This is a genomic window from Thioalkalivibrio sp. ALMg3 (assembly GCF_000381225.1).
Lineage (GTDB): Bacteria > Pseudomonadota > Gammaproteobacteria > Ectothiorhodospirales > Ectothiorhodospiraceae > Thioalkalivibrio > Thioalkalivibrio versutus.
In genome coordinates this window covers 24,607-45,848 of sequence record NZ_KB906229.1, presented here as the reverse complement: position 1 = coordinate 45,848, position 21,242 = coordinate 24,607, and the positions used below count along the sequence as shown (strand labels likewise).

The 21,242-nt window shown below is 66.9% G+C and carries 19 protein-coding genes; 6 read left to right on the top strand and 13 right to left on the bottom strand.

Going from position 1 to position 21,242, the window contains the following annotated elements:
• Positions 1 to 11: 11 nt before the first annotated feature.
• The 6 genes from F622_RS0110745 to F622_RS0110720 all read left to right on the top strand — a co-directional run bounded on the left by F622_RS0110745 (position 12) and on the right by F622_RS0110720 (position 4,896).
• Positions 12 to 734 carry a GAF domain-containing protein gene (locus F622_RS0110745; RefSeq protein WP_018650631.1) on the top strand — a complete coding sequence of 241 codons (723 nt, stop codon included), beginning with the start codon at positions 12 to 14 and terminating at the stop codon, positions 732 to 734.
• A 40-nt stretch (positions 735 to 774) separates the two neighbouring features.
• The gene (locus F622_RS0110740) at positions 775 to 1,509 is read left to right on the top strand and encodes a class I SAM-dependent methyltransferase (RefSeq protein WP_019571928.1); all 735 of its coding nucleotides are present in this window, start codon (positions 775 to 777) and stop codon (positions 1,507 to 1,509) included.
• 256 nt (positions 1,510 to 1,765) lie between these two features.
• A complete protein-coding gene (locus F622_RS0110735; RefSeq protein ID WP_019571927.1) occupies positions 1,766 to 2,533 on the top strand; it encodes a hypothetical protein in 768 nt (255 codons plus the stop codon).
• Positions 2,534 to 2,588: 55 nt separating this feature from the next.
• Positions 2,589 to 2,891, top strand: a complete 303-nt coding sequence (locus F622_RS0110730; protein ID WP_019571926.1) for an HPr-rel-A system PqqD family peptide chaperone — start codon at positions 2,589 to 2,591, stop codon at positions 2,889 to 2,891.
• On the top strand, positions 2,888 to 3,793 hold the full coding sequence (locus F622_RS0110725) for an HprK-related kinase A (RefSeq protein ID WP_019571925.1): 906 nt from the start codon (positions 2,888 to 2,890) through the stop codon (positions 3,791 to 3,793). Before F622_RS0110730 ends, F622_RS0110725 begins: the two co-directional genes overlap by 4 nt.
• Positions 3,790 to 4,896: a nucleotidyltransferase family protein gene (locus F622_RS0110720; protein WP_019571924.1), complete on the top strand. Its 1,107-nt coding sequence runs from the start codon at positions 3,790 to 3,792 to the stop codon at positions 4,894 to 4,896. Before F622_RS0110725 ends, F622_RS0110720 begins: the two co-directional genes overlap by 4 nt.
• Before the next feature lie 18 nt (positions 4,897 to 4,914).
• Here the strand turns inward: F622_RS0110720 and F622_RS0110715 are convergent, their stop codons facing one another.
• From F622_RS0110715 to F622_RS0110650, 13 genes are all read right to left on the bottom strand, one after another.
• Positions 4,915 to 5,880, bottom strand: coding sequence for a hypothetical protein (locus tag F622_RS0110715; RefSeq protein ID WP_019571923.1), 966 nt, complete (start codon positions 5,878 to 5,880; stop codon positions 4,915 to 4,917).
• A gap of 55 nt (positions 5,881 to 5,935) precedes the next feature.
• Positions 5,936 to 6,781, bottom strand: coding sequence for a S1C family serine protease (locus F622_RS0110710; RefSeq protein WP_019568593.1), 846 nt, complete (start codon positions 6,779 to 6,781; stop codon positions 5,936 to 5,938).
• Between the two features lie 119 nt (positions 6,782 to 6,900).
• A complete protein-coding gene (gene purU, locus F622_RS0110705) occupies positions 6,901 to 7,755 on the bottom strand; it encodes a formyltetrahydrofolate deformylase (protein WP_019571922.1) in 855 nt (284 codons plus the stop codon).
• 410 nt (positions 7,756 to 8,165) lie between these two features.
• Positions 8,166 to 9,116: a 4-hydroxy-3-methylbut-2-enyl diphosphate reductase gene (ispH, locus tag F622_RS0110700; RefSeq protein WP_019571921.1), complete on the bottom strand. Its 951-nt coding sequence runs from the start codon at positions 9,114 to 9,116 to the stop codon at positions 8,166 to 8,168.
• 18 nt (positions 9,117 to 9,134) lie between these two features.
• Positions 9,135 to 9,569 (bottom strand): peptidylprolyl isomerase, encoded by a 435-nt coding sequence (locus F622_RS0110695; protein WP_018169270.1) that lies wholly within the window; start codon positions 9,567 to 9,569, stop codon positions 9,135 to 9,137.
• 12 nt (positions 9,570 to 9,581) lie between these two features.
• The gene (gene lspA, locus F622_RS0110690) at positions 9,582 to 10,085 is read right to left on the bottom strand and encodes a signal peptidase II (RefSeq protein WP_018169269.1); all 504 of its coding nucleotides are present in this window, start codon (positions 10,083 to 10,085) and stop codon (positions 9,582 to 9,584) included.
• Complete coding sequence (ileS, locus tag F622_RS0110685) at positions 10,085 to 12,931, bottom strand: isoleucine--tRNA ligase (RefSeq protein ID WP_019571920.1); 2,847 nt, start codon at positions 12,929 to 12,931, stop codon at positions 10,085 to 10,087. Before ileS ends, lspA begins: the two co-directional genes overlap by 1 nt.
• A 33-nt stretch (positions 12,932 to 12,964) precedes the next feature.
• A complete protein-coding gene (ribF, locus tag F622_RS0110680) occupies positions 12,965 to 13,927 on the bottom strand; it encodes a bifunctional riboflavin kinase/FAD synthetase (RefSeq protein ID WP_019571919.1) in 963 nt (320 codons plus the stop codon).
• 54 nt (positions 13,928 to 13,981) lie between these two features.
• Positions 13,982 to 15,553: a murein biosynthesis integral membrane protein MurJ gene (murJ, locus tag F622_RS0110675; protein WP_019571918.1), complete on the bottom strand. Its 1,572-nt coding sequence runs from the start codon at positions 15,551 to 15,553 to the stop codon at positions 13,982 to 13,984.
• A 257-nt stretch (positions 15,554 to 15,810) separates the two neighbouring features.
• Entirely contained in the window at positions 15,811 to 16,032 is a 222-nt protein-coding gene (locus F622_RS0110665) for a cold-shock protein (protein WP_196799411.1), read from the bottom strand.
• Between the two features lie 285 nt (positions 16,033 to 16,317).
• Positions 16,318 to 17,037, bottom strand: a complete 720-nt coding sequence (locus F622_RS0110660; RefSeq protein ID WP_018169265.1) for an SDR family NAD(P)-dependent oxidoreductase — start codon at positions 17,035 to 17,037, stop codon at positions 16,318 to 16,320.
• 260 nt (positions 17,038 to 17,297) lie between these two features.
• Entirely contained in the window at positions 17,298 to 19,457 is a 2,160-nt protein-coding gene (locus F622_RS0110655) for a bifunctional diguanylate cyclase/phosphodiesterase (protein ID WP_019571916.1), read from the bottom strand.
• A complete protein-coding gene (locus F622_RS0110650; protein WP_019571915.1) occupies positions 19,454 to 21,238 on the bottom strand; it encodes a SpoIIE family protein phosphatase in 1,785 nt (594 codons plus the stop codon). The genes F622_RS0110655 and F622_RS0110650 overlap by 4 nt, the downstream gene beginning before the upstream one ends.
• Positions 21,239 to 21,242: the final 4 nt, after the last annotated feature.

The window sequence follows — 21,242 nt, the reverse complement described above, 5'->3', positions numbered from 1 at the left end:
GGGCCGGGGAGATGGGCGAGGCCTTTGATGCATTCGACGAGCGGCTGATGGAGCTGGCTCATTTTGTGGAGGAGGCCGAGTCCCTGGAAAAGGGGTTGGCCGGCCTGGCCGCGCTGGTCAGTCACGCCATGGAGTGCGAGCGCTGTTCGATCATGCTGCTGAAGCCGGACCCGGACGGGGGTGCGGCGCGCTTGCGCGTCCAGGCACATCACGGGTATCTGCCCGATCAGGCCTATGACGTGAGGCAACCGCTTGGCTCGGGAATTTCGGGGCGGGTGGCGAGTGCGCGCAAGGGGCTGCTGATTCGTGACCTGCATGCCTCCGATCTTGCAGCCGAGGCGCGGCGGGCCGAGGGCGCGGGTCCGGTCGACGTGATCGCGGTGCCAGTGATTCTGGAGGGCGATCTGCTGGGCGTGATCAACATCGACAGCCCCGAGGGGCGGGGCCGGCTGACGCAGGAGGATTTGCGCCGGGCGTTGATCCTGGCCCTGGTGGTGGCGAAGTCGGTCCTCGTCCATCGGCTAAAGGGGTTGTTGCGCACGAGTTTTACGCAGATGGCGCTGGCGCGACAGCCGGGGGCGGCAACGGGCCCCATTACTCACGCCCCGGAACGCGTGGCCCGGTTGCTGGCGCGCACGCTGTACGACGAGATGAGCCGGGCCGGATTCTCCCGCGATCATGTGCTGATTGCCGCGACCGAACTCATCGGTCAGGTCAGCGAGGGCCGGGAATGAACCATCACGCGGTCATGGCGATGGCGCAAGGTGCGAACCGGTGAAGGATGCCGGCTTCGAACGCCGCTGGCGCCAGCGCTTCCTGGAGCGCGGGGCGAACCTGGAGGACGATGCCGGGATCGCGGGCTGGACGCACAGCGGCCTGCATAGCCGTGTCCGGCAGTTCGAGCGGCTGTGGCGGCGCGCCGACCTGGAGCCCGGTCGCTGGCTGGATGTCGGCTGTGGCGCGGGAACCTACACACGGATGCTTCATGCGCAGGGCCATGGGGTCTGGGGGCTGGACTACTCAACGCCCTCCCTGCAGAAGGCGCGGGATCGAAGTGATCCGGCAATTCCCTGGCTGGCGGCGGACATCAATCACCTCCCGCTTGCGGACGCCGCCTTCGACGGGGTGCTCTGCTTCGGCGTTATGCAGGCCTTGTCGGATCCAAAGCCGGCACTTGCCGAGATTCGGCGCGTTCTGCGCCCGGGAGGCGAGGCCTGGGTCGATGCGCTGAATCTGCGTTGCCTGCCCACGGCGGTTCGCGAATGGCGCCGGTGTCGGCGAGGGCGTCCGCCGCATCTGCGCTACGACGACCCTCAGGGTTTTCGCGCGGCGGCGGAGGCCGTGGGTCTGCGGCCCGGGGCGTTGTACTGGCTTCCGTTGGCCCCCGGCCGCCTGGCGCGCTTGCAGCCGCTCCTGGAGAACCGGGGCACCCGGGGTTTCCTGCAGGCAGTGCCGGCCGCCGGGGCGTGGCTGAGTCATTCGTTCATTCTGCGGGTGCGGCGGGTATGAGGGGCGGGCCACTCAGGGCTGTCGGAAAACTTTCCACTCGGCGCCTCCGCGTGCCCCGCGGGCTTTGTATCGTCGAGGGTCGGAGCCTTTATATCAGTAAGTTACCCGTTATTCAAAAGGCTGGCATCCCGCTTGCTATGTTCCAGGAGAAAGCGTCTGATTGCAGTGTACCCCCCGGATCGCAGCCCATTGCGGCGTGGCCGGGTGCCGTTGCCCGGACGGCGAAATGGCGAGGTTTGACCTGGAGCAGGCAAGCATGAGTGATGAACACGAGCACAACGGAAATCATGGCCCCGAAGACGTAGGCGAGAGCAAGTCCACCGCTCCCGTGGACCCGGACACGGGTTCGTCCGGCCTTCGCAGTCGCAGCCGGCGCCGCCTGGCCGCGGCCGGCCTGGGTGGGGCGATGCTGGTGTCGCTCCCGGCCAAGTCGGTCTGGGGCGCTCAGGGGCAGTGCTCGCTGTCGGGCAACATCTTCTCCGCCAACGTTTCCAACATTGACCACGAGTGCACCGCGGGCGATGGCTGTACCTCGGCGTTCTGGAAGGACAACTGGGGTGCCTGGGAGTGCACCGGGTATTCCCCGGGTTCCTGCATTCAGACCAGCGGGACCGACAACAACTGCCAGCGTTTTGACGCCACCGTGGGTACGGGCGGGGCGACCTCCTTCGAGGAGGTCTTCGGTTACAGGCCGGAATGCCTGACCGGCACACCCTCGCTGATGGAGGTGCTCCATGCCTGGGGCGTGTGCAGGGGGTCGCTCGACTGGCATGCCGTGGGTGCTGTTCTGAACGCAGCGTGTACCTCGATCGACTTCGGCGCCTCGGTCGACGACGTGATCAAGGCCTATTCGATGGCCCGCGAGGATGTGGGCAAGCACTCCGCGGTGAGGAACGTCTTCGCCTACATGAACGAGCGCTTCTGCCCGATCAACGGCCTGGGCGACTGCGGCGACGGCTACACGCGCAACGAGGCGGGCGAGTGCGTGGAGGTGCGGACCAACTCTTCCACTCTCAATCGTTGATATCCCGGGGCGCTGCCCACCAGCGCTCCTGGGCCGGTCGGTACACGAGGCCCCCTTGTCCGTTTCTGAAGAATCCCTTGCGCTGATCCCGCTGCCTGCCGCTCACGTGCGGGCATGGGGTGAATCGGTGGTGGTCTATGATCAGCGCTGTGGCGAGACGCACGTGCTGCAGCCCCCTCTGATCGACATCTTCCAGGCCCTGCAAGAGGGGCCGATGACGCCGGCCACCCTGTTCGAGTACCTTGAACAGCGATATGACGCCACGGAAGGGGACCTGGAGGATGCGATGCACGCCGGCTTGAGCCAGTTGCGGCAGCATGATCTGATCCGTGTCTCCCCGGAGTCGCGGGACGCGTGATTGCCCATGAAGACCTGAGGGCGGGGTTGCGGGACGCCGGCCTTGCCATCCAGGTGGGGCCCTTCGTGGTCCGCTTGCGTTCGCGGCTGGACCGGGTCGAGCACTCCGTGGCCCTGTTCTACGACCGGCAGCTTTTGCCGGCCGCCAGTACCCCCTTCGCCGACTTCCACGTCACCCTTGCGGGTTCCCCCGGCCTGCGCTCGGTTTGGCGTCCGCAGGCGCGTTTCTTTCTGGATGGCCGCTCGCCCTTCCGCCCCCTGCCGCTGGCGCACGCCTATCCGCTGTTCGAGTGGGGGCTGAACTGGTGCATTGCCCAGCACGCCCATGACTTCCTGATGATCCACGCGGCGGTGCTGGAGCGCGACGGCCGGGCGCTGGTGATGCCGGGCGAGCCCGGGGCGGGAAAGAGCACGCTGACCGCGGCCCTGACCCTGTCGGGCTGGCGGTTGTTGTCGGACGAATTCGCCCTGCTGTCGCTGGCGACCGGCAAGCTGGTCGCGCTGCCGCGTCCGGTCAGCCTGAAGAATGCCGCCATTGACCTGATCCGCGAACGCTATCCGCAGGCGATCATCGGTCCCGCCTCCCACGACACCAGCAAGGGGACCGTGGCACATCTGAAGCCACCGGATTCGAGCATTGAACGGATGCACCAGCAGGCCGGGCCGGCTTGGCTGGTCTTCCCGCGCTTTGCGGCTGGAGGGCGCGACCGACTGCAGCCGCTGGAGCGGGCCGAGGCCTTGCTGAAGCTGGTCGGCTCGTCCTTCAATTACAGCGTGGTGGGCGGAGCGGGTTTCGAGGCAGCGGCCGATCTGATCGAGCAAAGCGCCTGCCTGAATCTGGAGTACGCGGACCTGGATGCCTCCCTGGGGTTGCTGAACGATCTGGCCGGGGCGGGCGCATGACGCGCCCTGCGCTGGAGCAACTGCTCGCGGTCCTCGCCGAGCCGGCAGCTTCCCGCAGTCTTTCGCTGGCGGATTGGGATTGGCTGGTCCGGGTGGCGCGAGTGGCCTCTCTCGAGGGGCGGTTGCAAGCCTTGATCAAGGATGCCGGGGCATTGTCGGATGTGCCTCCGGCGCCCCGGCGACACCTGCACGTCGCGCGGGTCCTGGCGGATCGTCAGCACGCCATGGTTCGCTGGGAGGTGGCACGGATTCACGAGGCCCTGGCCCCGGAGGCGATCCCGGTGATGCTCCTGAAAGGCGCGGCCTACGTGATGGCCGGGTTGCCCAGTGCGCCGGGGCGCCAGTTCTCCGATGTCGACATCCTGGTCCCGCAGGCGCAGATCCAGTCGGCGGAACAGCACCTGTTCGTTCAGGGGTGGGTCTGCGAGGGCTACGACACCTACGACCAGACCTACTATCGCCAGTGGATGCACGAGCTGCCTCCGCTCACGCACATGCGGCGCAAGAGCGTGCTGGATGTGCATCACACCATCCTGCCGCCTACCGCGCGGTTGCATCCCGATCCGGAACTCCTGTGGGCGGCCGCGCTGCCGCTGGATGGCTTTCCCGGAATGTACGTTCCGGGGCCGGCCGACATGGTCCTGCACAGTGCGACGCATCTGTTTCACGATGGCGAACTGGAGAACGGCCTGCGGGACCTGGCGGATATGGATGCGCTACTGCGTCATTTTGTGGCGGAGGATTCGGACTTCTGGGAACACCTGACGGCGCGCGCCTTCGAGATGGATCTGGCACGCCCGCTCTACTATGCGTTGCGCTATGGTCGCGAGTTCCTGCAGACCCCCGTCCCCGATTCGGCGTTCCGCGCGTTGGCCGCGGCGCGTCCGGCGCCTCCTCTTCTGGCGCTGATGGACGGCCTGTTCCGGCGCGGCCTGAAACCGCATCACTGGAGTTGCGACGGCCGGTTGTCCGGCACCGCCCGCTGGTTGTTGTATGTACGCTCGCACTATCTGCGCATGCCCTTGCACTTGCTGGTTCCGCACCTGCTGCGCAAGGCGGCCAAGGACCATCGCAAGGGCAACAGGAACCAGGCCGAGCCCTGATCAGTGTTTCCCTAGGGCTCAGGGGGCTGCGGGGCCAGAAACCATGGCTTCGGAAAGGGCCATCAGGGGTGCGAGAAACAGTTCGCCGCGGAACAGGATGCGCGGGCCTGCCACCAGCCCCATGCACCGATAGCGTAGTTGTGCCATGCCGGAGCCCGCCAGGCCGCGCCCGGCGGTTTCCACTTGCTCCGCGGGGCTCACCAGGATGTGCAGGGCGTCGGCGCTGCGCAGGGCGCGTGCCAGCCGCTGGTCCACGCTGATGTGGTGCGCGGTGTAGACCATGGGGTCGCGGTAGAAATCGTGGCCGTCCGCATCGGCCTTTTCGAGCAGGGCGCAGGAGATTAGCGCGGCGGGAAACATGTCCGGAAAGTTGATGCGATCTTCGAGCTCGTCGAAGTAGTCCGCCTGACGCACGAGTGATCCCGACAGCAGGTTCTTGGCATTGCTGTTGGACATGAACTTGCGCTTGTGGAACCACCCGTTGTCCGCGAGCACGCAGCGATCCTCGAGCTGCTCGAGTCGGACATCCGCGGGCAGCGGCAATGACTCGCCAGGCAACGCCTGGGGTGTCAGGGAGTCGCGTACATGGCCGAGCAGCACCAGTCCGCTGCCTTTGCGCATCGCGATGCGATTGGATACCTGCGGCTGTCCCGACGCATCCGTGCCCCGGAGGGTGGGTTTGACGACGGTGGTGAACGGCTCGTCCACGCGCAGGGCGCCGGCGAACGTGAATTGGTAGTTGCGGAACCGGAGTTGCGAGGTGCTTCCGGCATCGCCCTCGGCGATCCGCATCCGGGTGACCAGGGCCTCTGCCAGACACTCCAGCTGAAAGCCCAGCACGATCGGTCCGCCAAACGGATTGCCGCGGATGCGCGTCCACTTGTCGCCGTCATGGAATGGGTTGAAGTCGTCCGTGGCGTTGCGCGCCACATCGATGTGGATCTGGCGGTAAACGCAGCGACTATCGGACGATGAGGCCGCCATGGGTGTGCCTTTGTCCGGCTCGGACTTGCCGTGAGGGGAGGGGGTGCGGATCGGCCTACTCCTGGTAGCCGGCCAGCAGCGGGCGGATCCGGTCGGCCGGGACCGCGTAACTGATCCCGCTGGGCCGGCTTACTGCGGCCTCGCGCCCGCCCTGGACGAAGACCTGGTTGATTACGCCGACGACTTCGCCACTGTCGATGCGGTAGAGGGGGCTGCCGCTGTTACCGGGGTAGGCGGTGGCATCCAGCTGAAACACCATCGGCGCGCCGGCGCGCAGTTGCCGGATGTGAGCCTCGCTCAGTTCTCTCGAGCGGCGGGCGGTGATCGCCATGGGGGTGCGTGCGGCCACGTTGGCACGATGGGTCGCGGGGTAGATGCCCAGGATCATGCCGATCGGGTAGCCAGTGAAAGCCAGCTGCTCGCCCGCGCGTACGGCGTCCGACGATCCCAGTCGCAAGGGGGGCAGTGGAGGGCCGGCGATCCGCAACAGGGCCAGGTCGTCGTTCGCCGAATGGGCCACAAGCTCCGCGCTGTGGATGGAGGTGTCGCGACCTTCGCCGCTGACTACCACGAGTTGCTCGCGGTTTGCATGATCCAGTGATTCCGGGATCACATGGTGATTCGTAACGATGAGTCGCCCGTCGCCGACCGCAAATCCGGTTGCGAGGTAATTGGCTCGCGGGCTGCGCGACGGCTGGTGGGTCGCGATACTGACTACCGAGGGCTTGATGCGCTCGATCGTGTCCGGCAGCCCGTCGGCGGCAGCCGGGCGCTGGGTAACCAGCAGGGCCAGAAGGCTCGCCGTGGCCAGCACCTTCAGCGTCTTCCTCGCGCGCTGCCAGGTGTCTGCCGAAAAGCCCCGGGAGAAGAGGGCGGATCGCTTGCTCGTCGTGCTGTCCATGGGCCATCCCCGCCAGTCGATGGTTCGAGTCTAGGTCAGGCGGTTCCGGCCGTGGTGGTGATGCGTTAGGCGAAGGGGGTCATGGCCAGTGGGCGCTTTAACGCCGCGTCGACACCCCGTCAGTTGAAGACGATGGTCTTGTTGCCGTGGGTAAGGACGCGGCCCTCGAGGTGGTAGCGCAGGCCGCGGGCGAGGACCCAGCGTTCGACGTCGCGGCCCTTGCGGATCAGGTCCTGCACGCCGTCGTCGTGGCGGATGCGGGTGACGTCCTGCTCGATGATCGGGCCGGCGTCGAGGTCCTCGGTGACGTAGTGGCAGGTGGCGCCGATCAGCTTCACGCCGCGGGCGAAGGCCTGGTGGTAGGGGCGGGCACCGACGAACGACGGCAGGAAGCTGTGGTGGATGTTGAGGATACGCTCGGGGTATTCGTCGCAGAGCGTGGGCGGCAGGATCTGCATGTAGCGCGCCAGCACGATGGCATCGGGCGCCAGCTCGGCGAGGCGCGCCTGCAGGGTGGAAAAGGCGGCCTCGCGATCTTCGCGCGGCACGGGGATGTGCTCGAACGGGATGCCGTAGCAATCCGCCAGCGGTGCCAGGTCGCGGTGGTTGGAAAGGATCGCCGGGATCTCCATCGGCAGTTCGCCGTTGCTCCAGCGGGCCAGCAGGTCGCTGAGACAGTGCGGTTCGCGCGAGACCATCAGCACCACGCGCGGGCGGGTGTCGGCCCCCGCCAGCCACCAGTCCATGCCAAGATCGCGGGCCAGTTCATCCAGCCGTTCACGCAGGGCGGGCTCGGCGTCCACGGGCAATGAGAACACCCAGCGCATGAAGAACCAGCCGGCCTCGGCATCGGTGTGCTGGGCCGCCTCGGTGATCCAGCCATCGGTATTTGCGATTGCGTTGGCAATACGCGCGACGATTCCGTGCTGATCCGGGCAGCGGATACTCAGCCGAAAACGGGGTCGATCATCCATGTCGTTTAAGTATCCCGAATAAGGTCCAGGGCGGGTTTCACCACGAAGCGCGCAAAGGCGCGGAGAAGGTCATGGACATTTTTACCACAGAGGGCATCGCCCCAACCGAAGTCATCCCGGAAACCGCGCAGCGGTTATCCGGGATCTCCCGGGGTTGGCGATGCGTCGGTGGCAGCCTTGGAAGATCCCGGCTCTCCGCTGCGCTGCGGCCGGGATGACGAGATTCTGCTACGCATCGGGTCCGGGCGGTGCCAAAGGATCAATGCGATTCGCGGCGCGCCTCAGCATCCTGCCTCCCACAAAGCCATCCCCGGTTATCTCCGTGACCTCTGTGGTTCATTCGCCTTGCCCTCTTCGTCTCTTCGTGCGCTTCGTGGTGAACAAATCGGCGCAAGGAAGGACGGGGCGGGTCAGGCGGATTCGCGGCGCAGGCCGGTGGGGATGGAGAAGGTGATGGTCTCTTCGCGGCCGGCGAGTTCGGAGACGGCGTCGACGCCGTGTCCGCGCAGGAAGTCGAGCACCTCGTTGACCAGGACCTCCGGGGCCGAGGCGCCGGCGGTGACGCCAATGCGGCTCTTGCCCTCGAGCCAGGCCGGGTCGATGTCGGCTGCGCCGTCCACCAGATAGGACTCCACGCCCATGCGTGCGCCGATCTCGCTCAGGCGGTTGGAGTTCGAGCTGTTCTTCGAGCCGACCACCAGCAGCAGGTCGCATTGCTTCGCCAGGTCCTTCACCGCGTCCTGGCGGTTCTGGGTGGCGTAGCAGATGTCCATCTTGCGCGGGCCTTCGATCTTCGGGAAGCGCGCGGTGAGGGCGTCGATGATCCCGGCGGTGTCGTCCATCGACAGCGTGGTCTGGGACACGAAGGCAAGCCGGTCGGGGTGGGCCACCTCGAGGTTCTCGACGTCCGCGATGGTCTCGACCAGCATCATGCTCCCGCCCCGGGAATCATCGAACTGGCCCAGGGTGCCCTCGACCTCGGGGTGCCCGGCGTGGCCGATCAGCACCACCTCGCGGCCCTCGCGAGCGTAGCGCGCTACCTCCAGATGCACCTTGGTGACCAGCGGGCAGGTGGCGTCGAACACCGTCAGGCCGCGTTGTTCGGCCTCCTGCTGCACACGCTTGGGCACGCCGTGGGCGGAGAAGATCACCACCTGGCCGTCGGGGACCTCGTCCAGCTCGTCGACGAAGCGCACGCCGGCATCCGTCAGACGCCCGACCACGTGCCGGTTGTGTACCACTTCATGGCGGACGTACAGCGGCGCGCCGTAGATCTCCAGGGCGCGTTCCACGATCTCGATGGCGCGTTCCACCCCGGCGCAGAAACCGCGCGGATTGGCGAGCTGGGCCTGCATGCTCATAGGAGACTCTCCTGCGACCTATTGCGGTTCACTTACCGATAGCACATCCACCTCGAAGGTGAAGTTCTGCCCCGCCAGCGGGTGGTTGAAATCCACCGTCACGGTGTCGTCCTCTACCGCTTCGATGCGGCCGGGTACGGCATCGCCGGCCGGGCTGTTGAACTCGTAGATGTAGTCCACTTCCAGCGGCAGGTCGGCCGGGAACTGCGAGCGCGGCATCTGCTGCACCGCCGCCTGGTCCCGAAACGGGAACATGACGCCGGCCTCGATCGCAAATTCCCGGTGGTCGCCCGCGATCAGACCGACCAGCAGATCCTCCAGCCCGGGCAGGATCTCGCCGGAACCGATCTCCAGGGTGATGGGTTCTTCGCCCGTCCCGTCCACGACAAAGCCGTTTTCCAGGATCAGGCGGTAGTGCATCTCGATGTGCGCGCCCTTGGTGGCCGTGGTCATGTGTGCTCCCGACTAGTCTGTGTTGCCCGAGTGGCTGCGATCGCCCTCGATGAAGGTCGCGACGATCAGCGTGATCGCCCCTACAACAATGGCCATGTCCGCCACGTTGAAGGCCGGCCAGTGATAGCCCGCCCAGTGAAAGTCCAGAAAATCCACCACCGCACCGTAGCGCACGCGGTCGATCAGGTTGCCGATGGCGCCGCCCAGCACCAGGCCCAGGGCGGTCACCGACCACCAGGCCTGGCGTGGCAGGCGGGCCAGCCAGACGAGGATCAGAAGCCCGATCACCACGGCAATGCCGGTCAGCAGCCAGCGGCCCCAGTCCCCGGCCCCGGCCAGAAAGCTGAAGGCCGCACCCGGGTTGTACACCAGCGACAGGTTGAAGAAGCTCGTGACCTCGACCGGCGCGAACAGCGTCAGCGCATGCTCCGCCCAGACCTTGGTGACCTGGTCGGCCAGCACGATGGCCACCGCGATCAGCAGCCCCGGGCCGAGGCCGGACCCCCGCAAGCCCATCAAGCGAAACGCCGGGTCTCGCCCGGGCCGTCCACGTTACTGACGCAGCGCCCGCACAGTTCCGGATGCTGGGTGTGTTGACCGACGTCCGGGCGGCGGTGCCAGCAGCGGGCGCACTTGGGCTGTTCGCTCTTGTGCACCGCCACGCCCAGCGGCGTCCCGTCGCCGAGTTCCGCGGCATGCGCAGCTTCCGGTGCGGCGCCTTCGGCGAGGCGTGCCTCGGAGGTGATCAGCACGAAGCGCAATTCGTCTCCGAGGCGTTCCAGCAGGCTGCGGGCACTCGAGTCGGCCGGCAGGTGCAGGTCGATCTCGGCATTCAGCGAGGCGCCGATGCCCTGCTCGTTGCGCGCCAGTTCCAGGGCGCGGGCGACATGGGTGCGCACCTCCAGGATGCGGTCCCAGTCGCCATCGGAGAACGTGGCGTCTTCCGGCAGGGGCGCCAGCCCCTCGTACCAGGTGGCGAACAGCACGCTGTCCGGACGCTCGCCGGGCAGCAGTTCCCAGATCTCCTCGGCGGTGAAGGTCAGGATCGGGGCCACCCAGCGGGTCAGGGCCTCGGCCACGTGATACAGCGCGGTCTGTGCCGAGCGGCGGGCGTGCGAGTCTGCCTGGGTGGTGTACTGACGATCCTTGATCACGTCCAGGTAGAAACTGCCCAGCTCCACCGAGCAGAAGTTGTGTACCCGCTGGTAGATCTGGTGGAACTGGTAGCCGTCGTAGGCCTGCGTGACCTGGCCCTGTACCTGCAGTGCGCGGGCGACGATCCAGCGATCCAGTGGCAGTAGATCCTCCAGCGGCAGGGCGTGTTCGGCCGGCTCGAAGCCGTTCAGGTTGCCCAGCAGGAAGCGCGTAGTGTTGCGGATGCGGCGATAGGCATCGGCGGTGCGGTCGAGGATGTCCTTGGAGATCGCCATCTCGCCGGAGAAGTCGGTCGCCGCGACCCACAGGCGCAGGATGTCCGCCCCCAGGGTGGAGACCACCTCTTGTGGCGCGACCACGTTGCCGCGCGACTTGGACATCTTCTCGCCCTTCTCGTCCACCGTGAAGCCGTGGGTCAGCACCGCCTTGTAGGGCGCCTCGCCACGCATGGCCACGCTGGTCAGCAGGCTGGACTGGAACCAGCCGCGGTGCTGGTCCGAGCCCTCCAGGAACAGGTCCACCGGCAGCTCGCCCAGTTCCGGGCGTTTCTCCACGACCGTGGAGTGCAGCACGCCGGAGTCGAACCAGACGTCCAGCGTGTCGTTGAGCTTCACGTAGTCGTCGGCCTTCTCGCCCAGCACCTCTTTCGGATCCAGCTGAAACCACGCCTCGATACCGTCGCGATCGATGCGCTGTGCGATGGTCTCGATCAGCTCTGCGGTATGCGGATGCAGGCGGTTGGTTTCCTTGTGCACGAAGAACGGGATCGGCACACCCCAGTTGCGCTGGCGCGAGATGCACCAGTCCGGGCGGTTGACCACCATCCCGTGGATCCGGGCCTGGCCCCAGCTCGGCATCCACTCCGTGTCGGCGATGGCCTTCAGGGCATCGGCGCGCAGCTCGGCGTGGTCCATGCTGATGAACCACTGCGGCGTCGCGCGGAAGATGATCGGGGTCTTGTGGCGCCAGCAATGCGGATAGCTGTGCTCGAACTTTACCGCCACGATCAGCGCGGCGTGCTCCTTCAGCACGTCGATCACGTGGCCGTTGGCCTGGTGCACGTTCTCGCCGGCGAAGTGCGGGGTGTCGGGCAGGAAACGGCCATCCGGGCCCACCGGGTTTTCCACCGGCAGGCTGTACTGCAGCCCGACCGCATAGTCCTCCTGGCCGTGGCCGGGGGCGGTGTGCACCGCGCCGGTACCGGTCTCGGTGGTCACGTGATCGCCGAGGATCAGCGGCACGTCGCGCTCCAGGAACGGGTGGCGCAGCATCAGGCCTTCCAGTGCCTGACCCTTGGTGCGTGCCACGATGTGGCCTTCGCCCAGGGAGTAGCGCGCCAGGCAGTCCTCGACCAGGTCCTCCGCCAGCAGGATGCGCTCGTGTTCCAGCTCCACCAGGGCGTAGTTCAGTTCCGGGTGCAGGGCGACCGCCTGGTTGGCCGGCAGGGTCCATGGGGTGGTGGTCCAGATCACCACGCTGATTGGGCCGCGCGAGCCGTCGATGCCGTCGAAGCGGCGCAGGAAGTCGATGTCGTCGACCACGCGAAAGCGTACGTCGATCGCCTGCGAGAACTTGTCCTCGTACTCGACCTCGGCCTCGGCCAGGGCCGAGCCGCAGTCCACACACCAGTGCACCGGTTTCTCGCCCATCTGCACGTGGCCACGCTTGAAGATGGTGCCCAGCGCGCGGACGGTGTCCGCCTCCACCTGGTAGTTCATGGTCAGGTAGGGGTTGTCCCAGTCTCCCAGCACGCCCAGGCGCTGGAAGTCCGCGCTCTGGCCGTCCACCTGCTCCTGGGCGTATTCGCGACAGGCCTTGCGGAAGGTCGCGGCGTCCACGTCGCGCCCGGCCTTGCCCAGCTTTTGTTCCACCTTCAGCTCGATCGGCAGGCCGTGGCAGTCCCAGCCCGGCACGTAGGGGGCGTCGAAGCCGGCCAGCGTGCGGCTCTTCACGATCACGTCCTTGAGGATCTTGTTGACCGCGTGGCCGACGTGGATCGAGCCGTTCGCATACGGAGGGCCGTCGGCCAGCACGAAGCGCGGCCGCCCGGCACAGTATTCGCGCAGGCGCTGGTAGCGGTCCTCGGCCTTCCAGGCCTCCAGCCACTCCGGCTCCCGCGTCGCCAGGCCGGCGCGCATGGGGAAGGCCGTCTCGGGCAGGTTGAGGGTGTCCTTGTAGGGGTTCGGCGGTGCCGGTTTGCGTGCCATTAGCGAGTTCCGGATCGGCCCTGCGGGCCGGTTTCAGTCGTGTGCGGAGAGTTGCGTGCGGGCGGTTTCAACGTCACGCGCGATCTGCGCGCGCAGCGCCTCCAGTCCCTCGAAGCGTTGTTCGCCGCGCACCTGCGCGACGGGTTCAAAACAGACGGCCTCGCCGTACAGGTCGGGCTGGCCCTCGAGTACGTGGGCCTCCAGACGCTGTTCGGTGCCACCCACCGTCGGACGCCAGCCGATGTTGGCGACGGCGGGCAGGGCCTCGCCGGAGGCCCGGCGCAGCCAGCCGGAGTACACCCCGCGCAGTGCCAGCGGCCATGGCCCCAGGCGCAGGTTCGCGGTGGGAAAGCCGATGGTGCGCCCGCGCTTGTCGCCGTGTGCGACCCGGCCGTGCAGCCGGTAGGGCCGCCCCAGGAGTTCCGCCACGCGGGCGAAGTCGCCGGCGACGGCGGCGGCGCGCACCCGCGTGCTGCTGATGCGCCCCTCGGCGTCACGCACCGTCGGGGTGGATTCGACGGTGAAGCCAAGCCGTTTGCCGGCCGTCTGCAGGGCCGCCTGATCGCCCTCGCGCCCGCGTCCGAAACGGAAGTCGTCGCCCACCAGCACATGGCGGGCGCCCAGACGGCGATGCAGGACCTCCTCCATGAAGGCCGTGGCCGAAAGCCCCGCCAGCTGCGCGTCGAAACGCAGGACCCAGGCTGCGCCGAGGGCGCTGTCGCCCAGCGTCACCAGGCGATCGCGCAGCCGCTGCAGGCGGCCGGGTGGCGCGGGGGCCTGGGAGCGTGCGGCGAAGTACTCGCGTGGCAACGGCTCGAAGGTCATCAGGAGCGCCGGCGCCTGGCGATCCTGCGCCGCCTCGAGTAGCCGTCCCAGAACAGCCTGATGACCACGATGCAGACCATCAAAGTTGCCAATGGTCACCACCGCGCCATGCATGCCGGCTGCCTCGAACGCCTTGCTGTCGGCCGGCCCCAGGCCGCGAATCAGCCGCATCGCCCCGATCCCGCGCAAAACCGAAAGTATAACCCGCCGGGGCCTTCCCCGGCATCATTGATCGGTGCCTTCGCGCAGCAGCAAGTGGTGCGGGCGCACGCCGGTCAGCCACAACGTGGCGGCGAGTGTGGCGGTGCCGGCCAGGATCAGGCCGGTGAGCGCCAGCAGGCGGGTGTCGACGGGCCACTCGGTCCACTGGCCGAACCCCGGCGAGAGCCAGATCAGCACCCCGATCATCGCGGCGAGCCCCAGGGGCAGCCCCAGGCGTAATGAGCGCAAACCCGGTCCTGGCTGGTAGATGCCCTCGCGGATCAGCCCGCGGTAGAGCAACCCGGCGTTGATATAGGCCGAGGCCGAGGTGGCCAGCGCCAGTCCGGCGTGCGCTCCGGGCGTGCCGGAGAGGTACCACGGCAGCACAAAGGCGCCGTTCAGCACCATGTTCCAGAGCATGGCGATGATCGCGATCTTCACCGGGGTCTTGGTGTCCTGGCGAGCGAAGAAGCCAGGCGCCAGCACCTTGATCAGGATGAAGCCGGGCAGGCCCAGGGCATAGGCCGCCAGGGCCATCGCGGTCATGTAGGTATCGAACTGGGTGAAGGCCTGATACTGGATCAGCGTGGCCAGGATCGGCACTGCCAGCACGACCAGGCCGACCATGGAGGGCAGCGCGACCAGCATCGCCAGGCGCAGGGCCCAGTCCAGGGTGCGACCGAAGGCGGCCGGGTCGGCCAGGTTGTACTGCCGCGCCAGGCGCGGAAGGATCACCGTGCCGATCGCGATCCCGAACAGGGCCAGCGGCAGCTCCACGAAGCGGTCGCCGAAGTACAGCCAGGAGATCGATCCGGCCACCAGGAACGACGCGATCAGGGTGTCCACCAGCAGGTTGATCTGTACCACCGAGGTCCCGAGGATCGCCGGCAGCATCAGCTTCACGATCCGGCGCACCCCCTCGTGGGCGCGTCCAAAGCGCGGGCGCGGCAGTAGCCCCGCGCGCCACAGAAAGGGGATCTGGAAGGCCAGTTGCAGGGCCCCGGCGATAAACACCCCCCACGCGAGGGCGACCACCGGCTCGTCGAACATCGGCGCCAGCCACAGCGCGGCGACGATCATCGACAGGTTCAGGAAGACCGGGGTGAAGGCCGGCACCGCAAAGCGCCCGATGCTGTTGAGAATGCCGGCTGCCATCGCGGTCAGGGAGATGAACAGCAGATACGGGAAGGTGATCCGCAGCATGGCTGCGGCGAGGTCCTGGCGCCCGGCCTCCTGGGTGCCCAGCCCCGGGGCGAACACCCAGATCAGTGCCGGCGCCGCCAGGATCCCGATCAGGGTCACGACGGTGACCACTGTCATCAGGGTGCCGGCGGTGTGATCCAGCAAATCACGCAGGGCCTCGCGTCCGCGCTTCTCGCGAAACTCCGCGAACACCGGAACGAAGGCCTGGTTGAAGGCGCCCTCGGCGAACAGTCGGCGCAGAAAATTCGGGATGCGGAAGGCGACGAAAAAGGCGTCGGTGGCCGGGCCGGCGCCGAAGGTGACCGCCAGCACCATGTCGCGCAGATAGCCCATGATCCGGGAGATCATGGTCATGCCACTGACGACGGCGGTGGAGCGAAACAGGCGGTTCATCGCGTGCGGGAGCAGCCTTCGGGAAAGCCCCGCAGTGTACTTGAATCATTCTCGATGAACTTCCGCATTCACCACGAAGCGCACGAAGACATGCAGGAGGTCCGGGTCAAGGGCGATTGCACTGCGGATGAGCACTGCGAATCCGTCTGTTCGTGTGCTTCGTGGTGAATACAGAACGCCGGACACGAAAAAGGCCGCCCGGAGGCGGCCTTTTCGGACGGTCCAACGAAGGAGCCGTCAGCCTTGGGAGTGGCGCCTTAGATGGCGGTCACTTCGCCGGCGGCCAGGCCCTTGGCGGTTTCCTGGATTTCAAAGGAGACCTTCTGGCCTTCGGCCAGGGTCTTGAAACCCGAACCGCTGATCGCGGAAAAATGGACGAATACGTCCTTGCCGCCATCATCGGGGGTAATGAAACCAAAACCCTTGCTCTCGTTGAACCACTTCACAACACCAGTATTCACAACTTGTAACCTCTTCATGTAACTAACAAATGTGTTCGTGGCATGCTGCCAACAGATCAACGGGAGCACTGGTTCAGAAACTAGAAACTTCCTAGTGTTGTCGCTCAACCACGAATCACGCTCCCGACTATACGCGCCATCCCAGGCAAAATCCAACGCACCTTCATGAACCTTTTTTGGCGCTGCGAAGCCGATTTTCCGGGTTGGGTCGCGGTCCACGTCCGAACCGCACAAGGCCGCGAAGAAAGGCAGAATCAAGAGCGTTTCCACTACGGTTTTCTGCGTGCGAAACAGAAACGGGCGTCAGAGTTGACGGATGTCGACGAAGCTGCCGCGGGTCGTGTGGCGCAGGCGCGGCAGGGCATCCAGGATGGCGCGCGCGGCGTTTTCCGGGTCGGGCATGTCCGGGGTGCCGCGCGCCGCCTTCAGGCGCTGGAGTACCGGGAAGCTCTCGCGGTCGGCCTCGTCGCACAGGTAGTCCTGCATCGCGGTGTCGACCAGGCCCGGGGCGAAGGCGTTGATGGCGGTCTCTTCGGGGAATTCGTGCGCGTAGAGCTGCATCATCATGTTCAGCGCGGCCTTGGACAGCGAATAGCCGCTCCAGCCGGCATGCCCGGAGACCGACGCGCCGGAGGAGATCGCGATGATCTGGCCGACGGCCACACGATGCTTCAGCAGCGCGTCGAGGATGACCTTGTTGGCGAAGGTGTTCACGTCCATCAGCAGGCGCAACTCGTCCATCGGCGCGTCCTGCATGCGCTGCATGTGGCCCAGTAGCCCGGCGTTGAGCACCACCAGATCAACGCGGTCCACGCCGCCCAGCAGTCGCTCCATTGCGGCCCCGGTGGCGTTGAAATCGCCCAGATCCACTTTTTCGTCGCCGCTCACCCCGGCCTCGGGGCAGCCGCGCCGGCTCATGCCGTAGACGCGGGCGCCTTGTTCCAGCAACACCCGGGTCATCCCCAGACCCAGGCCACTGGAATTGCCGGTGACGAGTGCCGAACCGAAACCGCTGTCCTGCATGTCGTTCTCCTTGGTTTTTCTGTTGGGCAGATTGTCTACCACGAAGCGCACGAAGGCACGAAGAAGGGCCAGGTCAAGACAGATTCCACCACGGAGGGCGCAGAGAAAACCGCAAAGTCTTCAGGCGGATTGGCAGCGTATCGGGTCGAGGCCCGGCAGTTCCGTGAGACGGATGCGATTCGCGGCGCTCATCCTCCTCACTCCATTGCCCTGAGTTTGCTCCGTGCCCTCGTGCGCTTCGTGGTGCACACAAAAAGCGCCTACCCTGGTGTGTGTGCGCGTTCCTTCCATTCGCGTTCGAGCTGGGTGGCGGGCATCGGGCGGCCGAGCAGGAAGCCCTGGACCTCGTCGCAGCCCATCTCGCGCAGGAATGCGTGCTGCTGTTCGGTCTCCACGCCCTCGGCCAGGACACGCAACTTCAGGGTTTTGCCCAGGCCGATGATCGCGCGGGTGATCGCCTCGTCGTCCGGGTCGTTGCCGATACCCCAGGTGAATTCACGGTCGATCTTCAGCGTGGTCAGCGGCAGCCGCCGCAGGTAGCGCAGGGATGACTGCCCGGTGCCGAAGTCGTCGATCGCCACCGAGACGCCCAGACGCACCAGACGCTGGAGCATCTCGGCCGCCGCGTCGATATCCTCGACCAGCACGCTCTCGGTGATCTCCACCTCCAGGCGCTCGGGGGCGAGCCCGGCCGCCTGCAGGGTTTCCAGGATGCGCTCGGGCAGCTCGGGGTCGGCGAACTGCCGGGCGGACAGGTTGATGGCCAGGCGCAGCGGTGGCAGGCCCAGGCGATCCCATTCCGCCAGTTGCTGGGTGGCGGTGCGCAGGACCCAGTCGCCGATGGGCACGATCAGCCCGGTCTTCTCCGCCAGCGGGATGAATTCGCCCGGCGACACCATTCCGCGCTCGGGGTGGCGCCAGCGGATCAGGGTCTCGACACCGACAGTGTGGCCGCGATCCAGTCCGATCTGCGGCTGATAGTGGAGCTCGAATTCTTGCTGGCGAAGCGCGCCACGCAGTCCCTGTTCCAGCTCCAGCTGTTCGCGCGCCTGGGTGTTCAGCTCCTGGGTATAGAAGCGGCAGGTGTTGCCGCCAGAACCCTTGGCCTCGTGCAGGGCGCTGGTGGCATGGCGCAGCAGGTCGTCCTTGCCGCGCGCATCCTGCGGGAACAGGCTGATGCCCACGCTGCTGGTGGCGACATGCTGGCCCTTCCCGAGCGCAAACGGTTCCGAGCAGTGATCCAGAATGGCCTGCGCGCGTTCCTGCGCATGGGCGAGGTCCTCGATCTCGGTCAGGATCACGGCGAACTCGTCGGAGGCCAGTCGGGCCAGGGTATCGCGCGGGCGCAGGAGGTTTTGCAAGCGCCGGGCCAGGGCGTTCAACAGGGCGTCCCCGGCGTCGTGGCCCAGGGTGCTGTTGATGGAGGTGAAACGATCGATGTCCAGCAGCAGTACCGCCAGCGATTCCCCCTGACGCTCGGCCTCGCCCAGGGCGGCGCGCAATCGGCTGCGCAGCCCGGTGCGGTTGGGCAGGCCCGTCAGGGCGTCGAAATTCACCAGCTTGAACAGCGCCTGCTCGGTTTTCTCGCGCTCGGTCAGGTCCTGATGGATGCCGAGGATGCGGGCGGGCGGATCCGCGGCGCGCTCGCCCTCGGCCAGCATGTAGCGTTCCTCGCCGTTGGGCAGTAGCAGGCGGTGCCGAATCGAGAAACGCTCGGTTTCCCCGTTGGCCAGGCGCAGCAGGGCAAAGGCCAGGGCCGCGCGGTCATCCGGATGGGTGGCTTCGACCAGCGCCTCGCGGGGCATGGAGCGGGGCCGGTCTTCATGCCCGAACAGGACGCTGGCACTGGGTGACAGCTGGAGTTCGTCGGTCTCCAGTACGAACTCCCAGTGGCCGATCCGGGCTACCCGCTGCGCGGCCACCAGGCGCCGATGACTGTCCTGCAGGGCCTGTTCGGCGCGCATGCGTTCTTGCACCTGACGGGTCAGCAGGTCGATGGCCTCGCGCAGGTGTTCGGCCTGTTCCGGCGTGTCGGCGGGGTGCCCCGGCCGCTGCTCGCGCAGCACCACGAACTGCACGTGTTCATGCGTGTGCTGGCAGGTTCCGATATCGAGCAGGGCCGGCCGCGACTGGCCGTCCTCGCAGAGGAGTTCAACAGGGTCGCGGCGGGGGATCCAGCCATCCGCGCGCGTCGATTCGCGCAGCCGTTCGAGTAGATCGAAGGCCGGATCGCGGGGTGTGATCAGGGCAGCCAGGTCGCGTCCGTCCAGGCTGCAGGCGGTCGTGCCGAACAAGCGTTCCGCCGCCGGGTTGGCGTAGCGCACGTGGCCATCGGCCGTGACGAACAGCACCGCCTCGCTCAGGGCGTTGACCAGATCGATCGGCGCCGGGCTGTGCATGGCTTCCAGGGCGTAGGTCATCCTGACACTCCACCCTTGGACCCGGTCCCCGCGGCGGCGCCCCAACGATAATCCGCCTCCACCAGGTTGCCGCTGCCGTGATAGCGAACCTGCTCGCAGAGCTGACGCACCAGGTTCAGACCGCGCCCCCATAGGCGCTTGTCGCCACGGCCTTCCAGGGCCTCCTGGATCTGGCGGTGGTCAAAGCCCGGCCCGCTGTCGCGCACCCGGATGCGGATGCAGTGCTGGCCGGCCATGGGCCGGTAGCGCAGGGAGATGCCGATCCGGCCGCGAATGTCCCGCAGCCCCTCGGTCCGCTGCTGGTAGTACTGCTCGAAGCCCTCCACCGTGGCCTTCATGTCGGAGTCCAGGCGCAATACGCCGTGTTCGAAGCCGTTGTTGCAAAGCTCGGCGATCACCGTCTGCAGCGCCTCTGCGTGTCCACCCCCCAGGTTCGGCAGCCATTCCAGCAGCTGGGTTCGGGCGGCACCGACCAGATCAACCTCGGCCAGGCGCTGGTCACTGGCCTCCAGCGACCAGCGCAGGGTGCCCCGGAGCTGGCGATCCTGCGGGTGCTCGCTCTCGGTGACCACGGCGGGAGAGCAGTCGATGGTCACCAGGGTCATGTCGTCGGTGGGTGTCTGATCGCCGCAGTGGGCCTCCAGCGCCTCGCGGATGCGCTCGAAGGCGTCCTCGGCAGATCGGCTCGCCTGGCAGTCCCGAAGGATCGTGTCTTCGCCGAACGCGGTCCCGGCGACATCGGTGGCCTCCAGCACCCCGTCGCTGACCAGCGTGAGCCAGTCGCCCTCGTCGAGGTCGAAGGAACGGGCGCCGGTATCGTGGTCGAGGCGGCCGAGGATGCCCAGGGGCATGGCCTGGGACTGGATGCGCCGTACCCGGTCCTGTTGCGTGTTGCACAGCCAGGCATCGGGCATGCCGCCGTTCCACAGGCGGACCCGGCGGCCGTCCGCGGAAAACGTGGCGAGCAGCGCGCCCATGAACATCGCGGCTGGCAGGAAGTCGTGCAGGACGTGGTTCAGCTCGTGCAGCAGTTCCTGGTCGTCCACGCCCTCCTGGGTCAGGGTGTGAAAGGTCTCGCTGACCGGATACGTCCCGATCGCGGCAGTCAGGCCGTGGCCGGTGAAGTCCCCGACCAGCACGCGCAGGGCTCCGTCGGGGGTGTACCCGGAGAGCACGACGTCGCCGCTGAAGGTGGAGGCCGCGTAGCGGTGCAGCCGCAACCGATCCAGGCCGCGATTGCGGCGGGTGATGGCGCGCGAGAACAGGCCTTCGGCGGTCTCTTCTTCCCAGGCCTGGCGAGCCTGGGCGCGCAGCAGGGCCTCATTGCGGCTTTGCAGCCCCGTGTGCAGGTCGCGCAGGCGCTCCATCGCATGGATCTTGGCCTTGAGGACCGCGAGATTCAGCGGCTTGCTGAGGAAATCATCCCCGCCCGACTCGATGCCGCGCAGCAGGGCATTCTCATCGTCCAGGGCGGTCAGGAAGATCACCGGGACGAAGTGGTGGCCCATCTCGGCCTTGATGCGGGAGGTGGCCTGGTAGCCGTCCAACTCCGGCATCATCACGTCCATCAGGATCAGGTCCGGCACTTGCTCGCGGCAGGCCTCCACGGCCGCAAGACCGTTGTTGGCCTCGCGGATTCGGTATCCGGCGCCCATCAGCATCATTCGCAGCAGGCGGCGGTTGTGCGGGTCGTCGTCGACCACCAGCACCAGCCCCTCGCCGGAGATCAGATCGCCCGGCGAGGATTCGTTGCTGGTCGGGATGTTGGTCTGTTCGTCCACGACC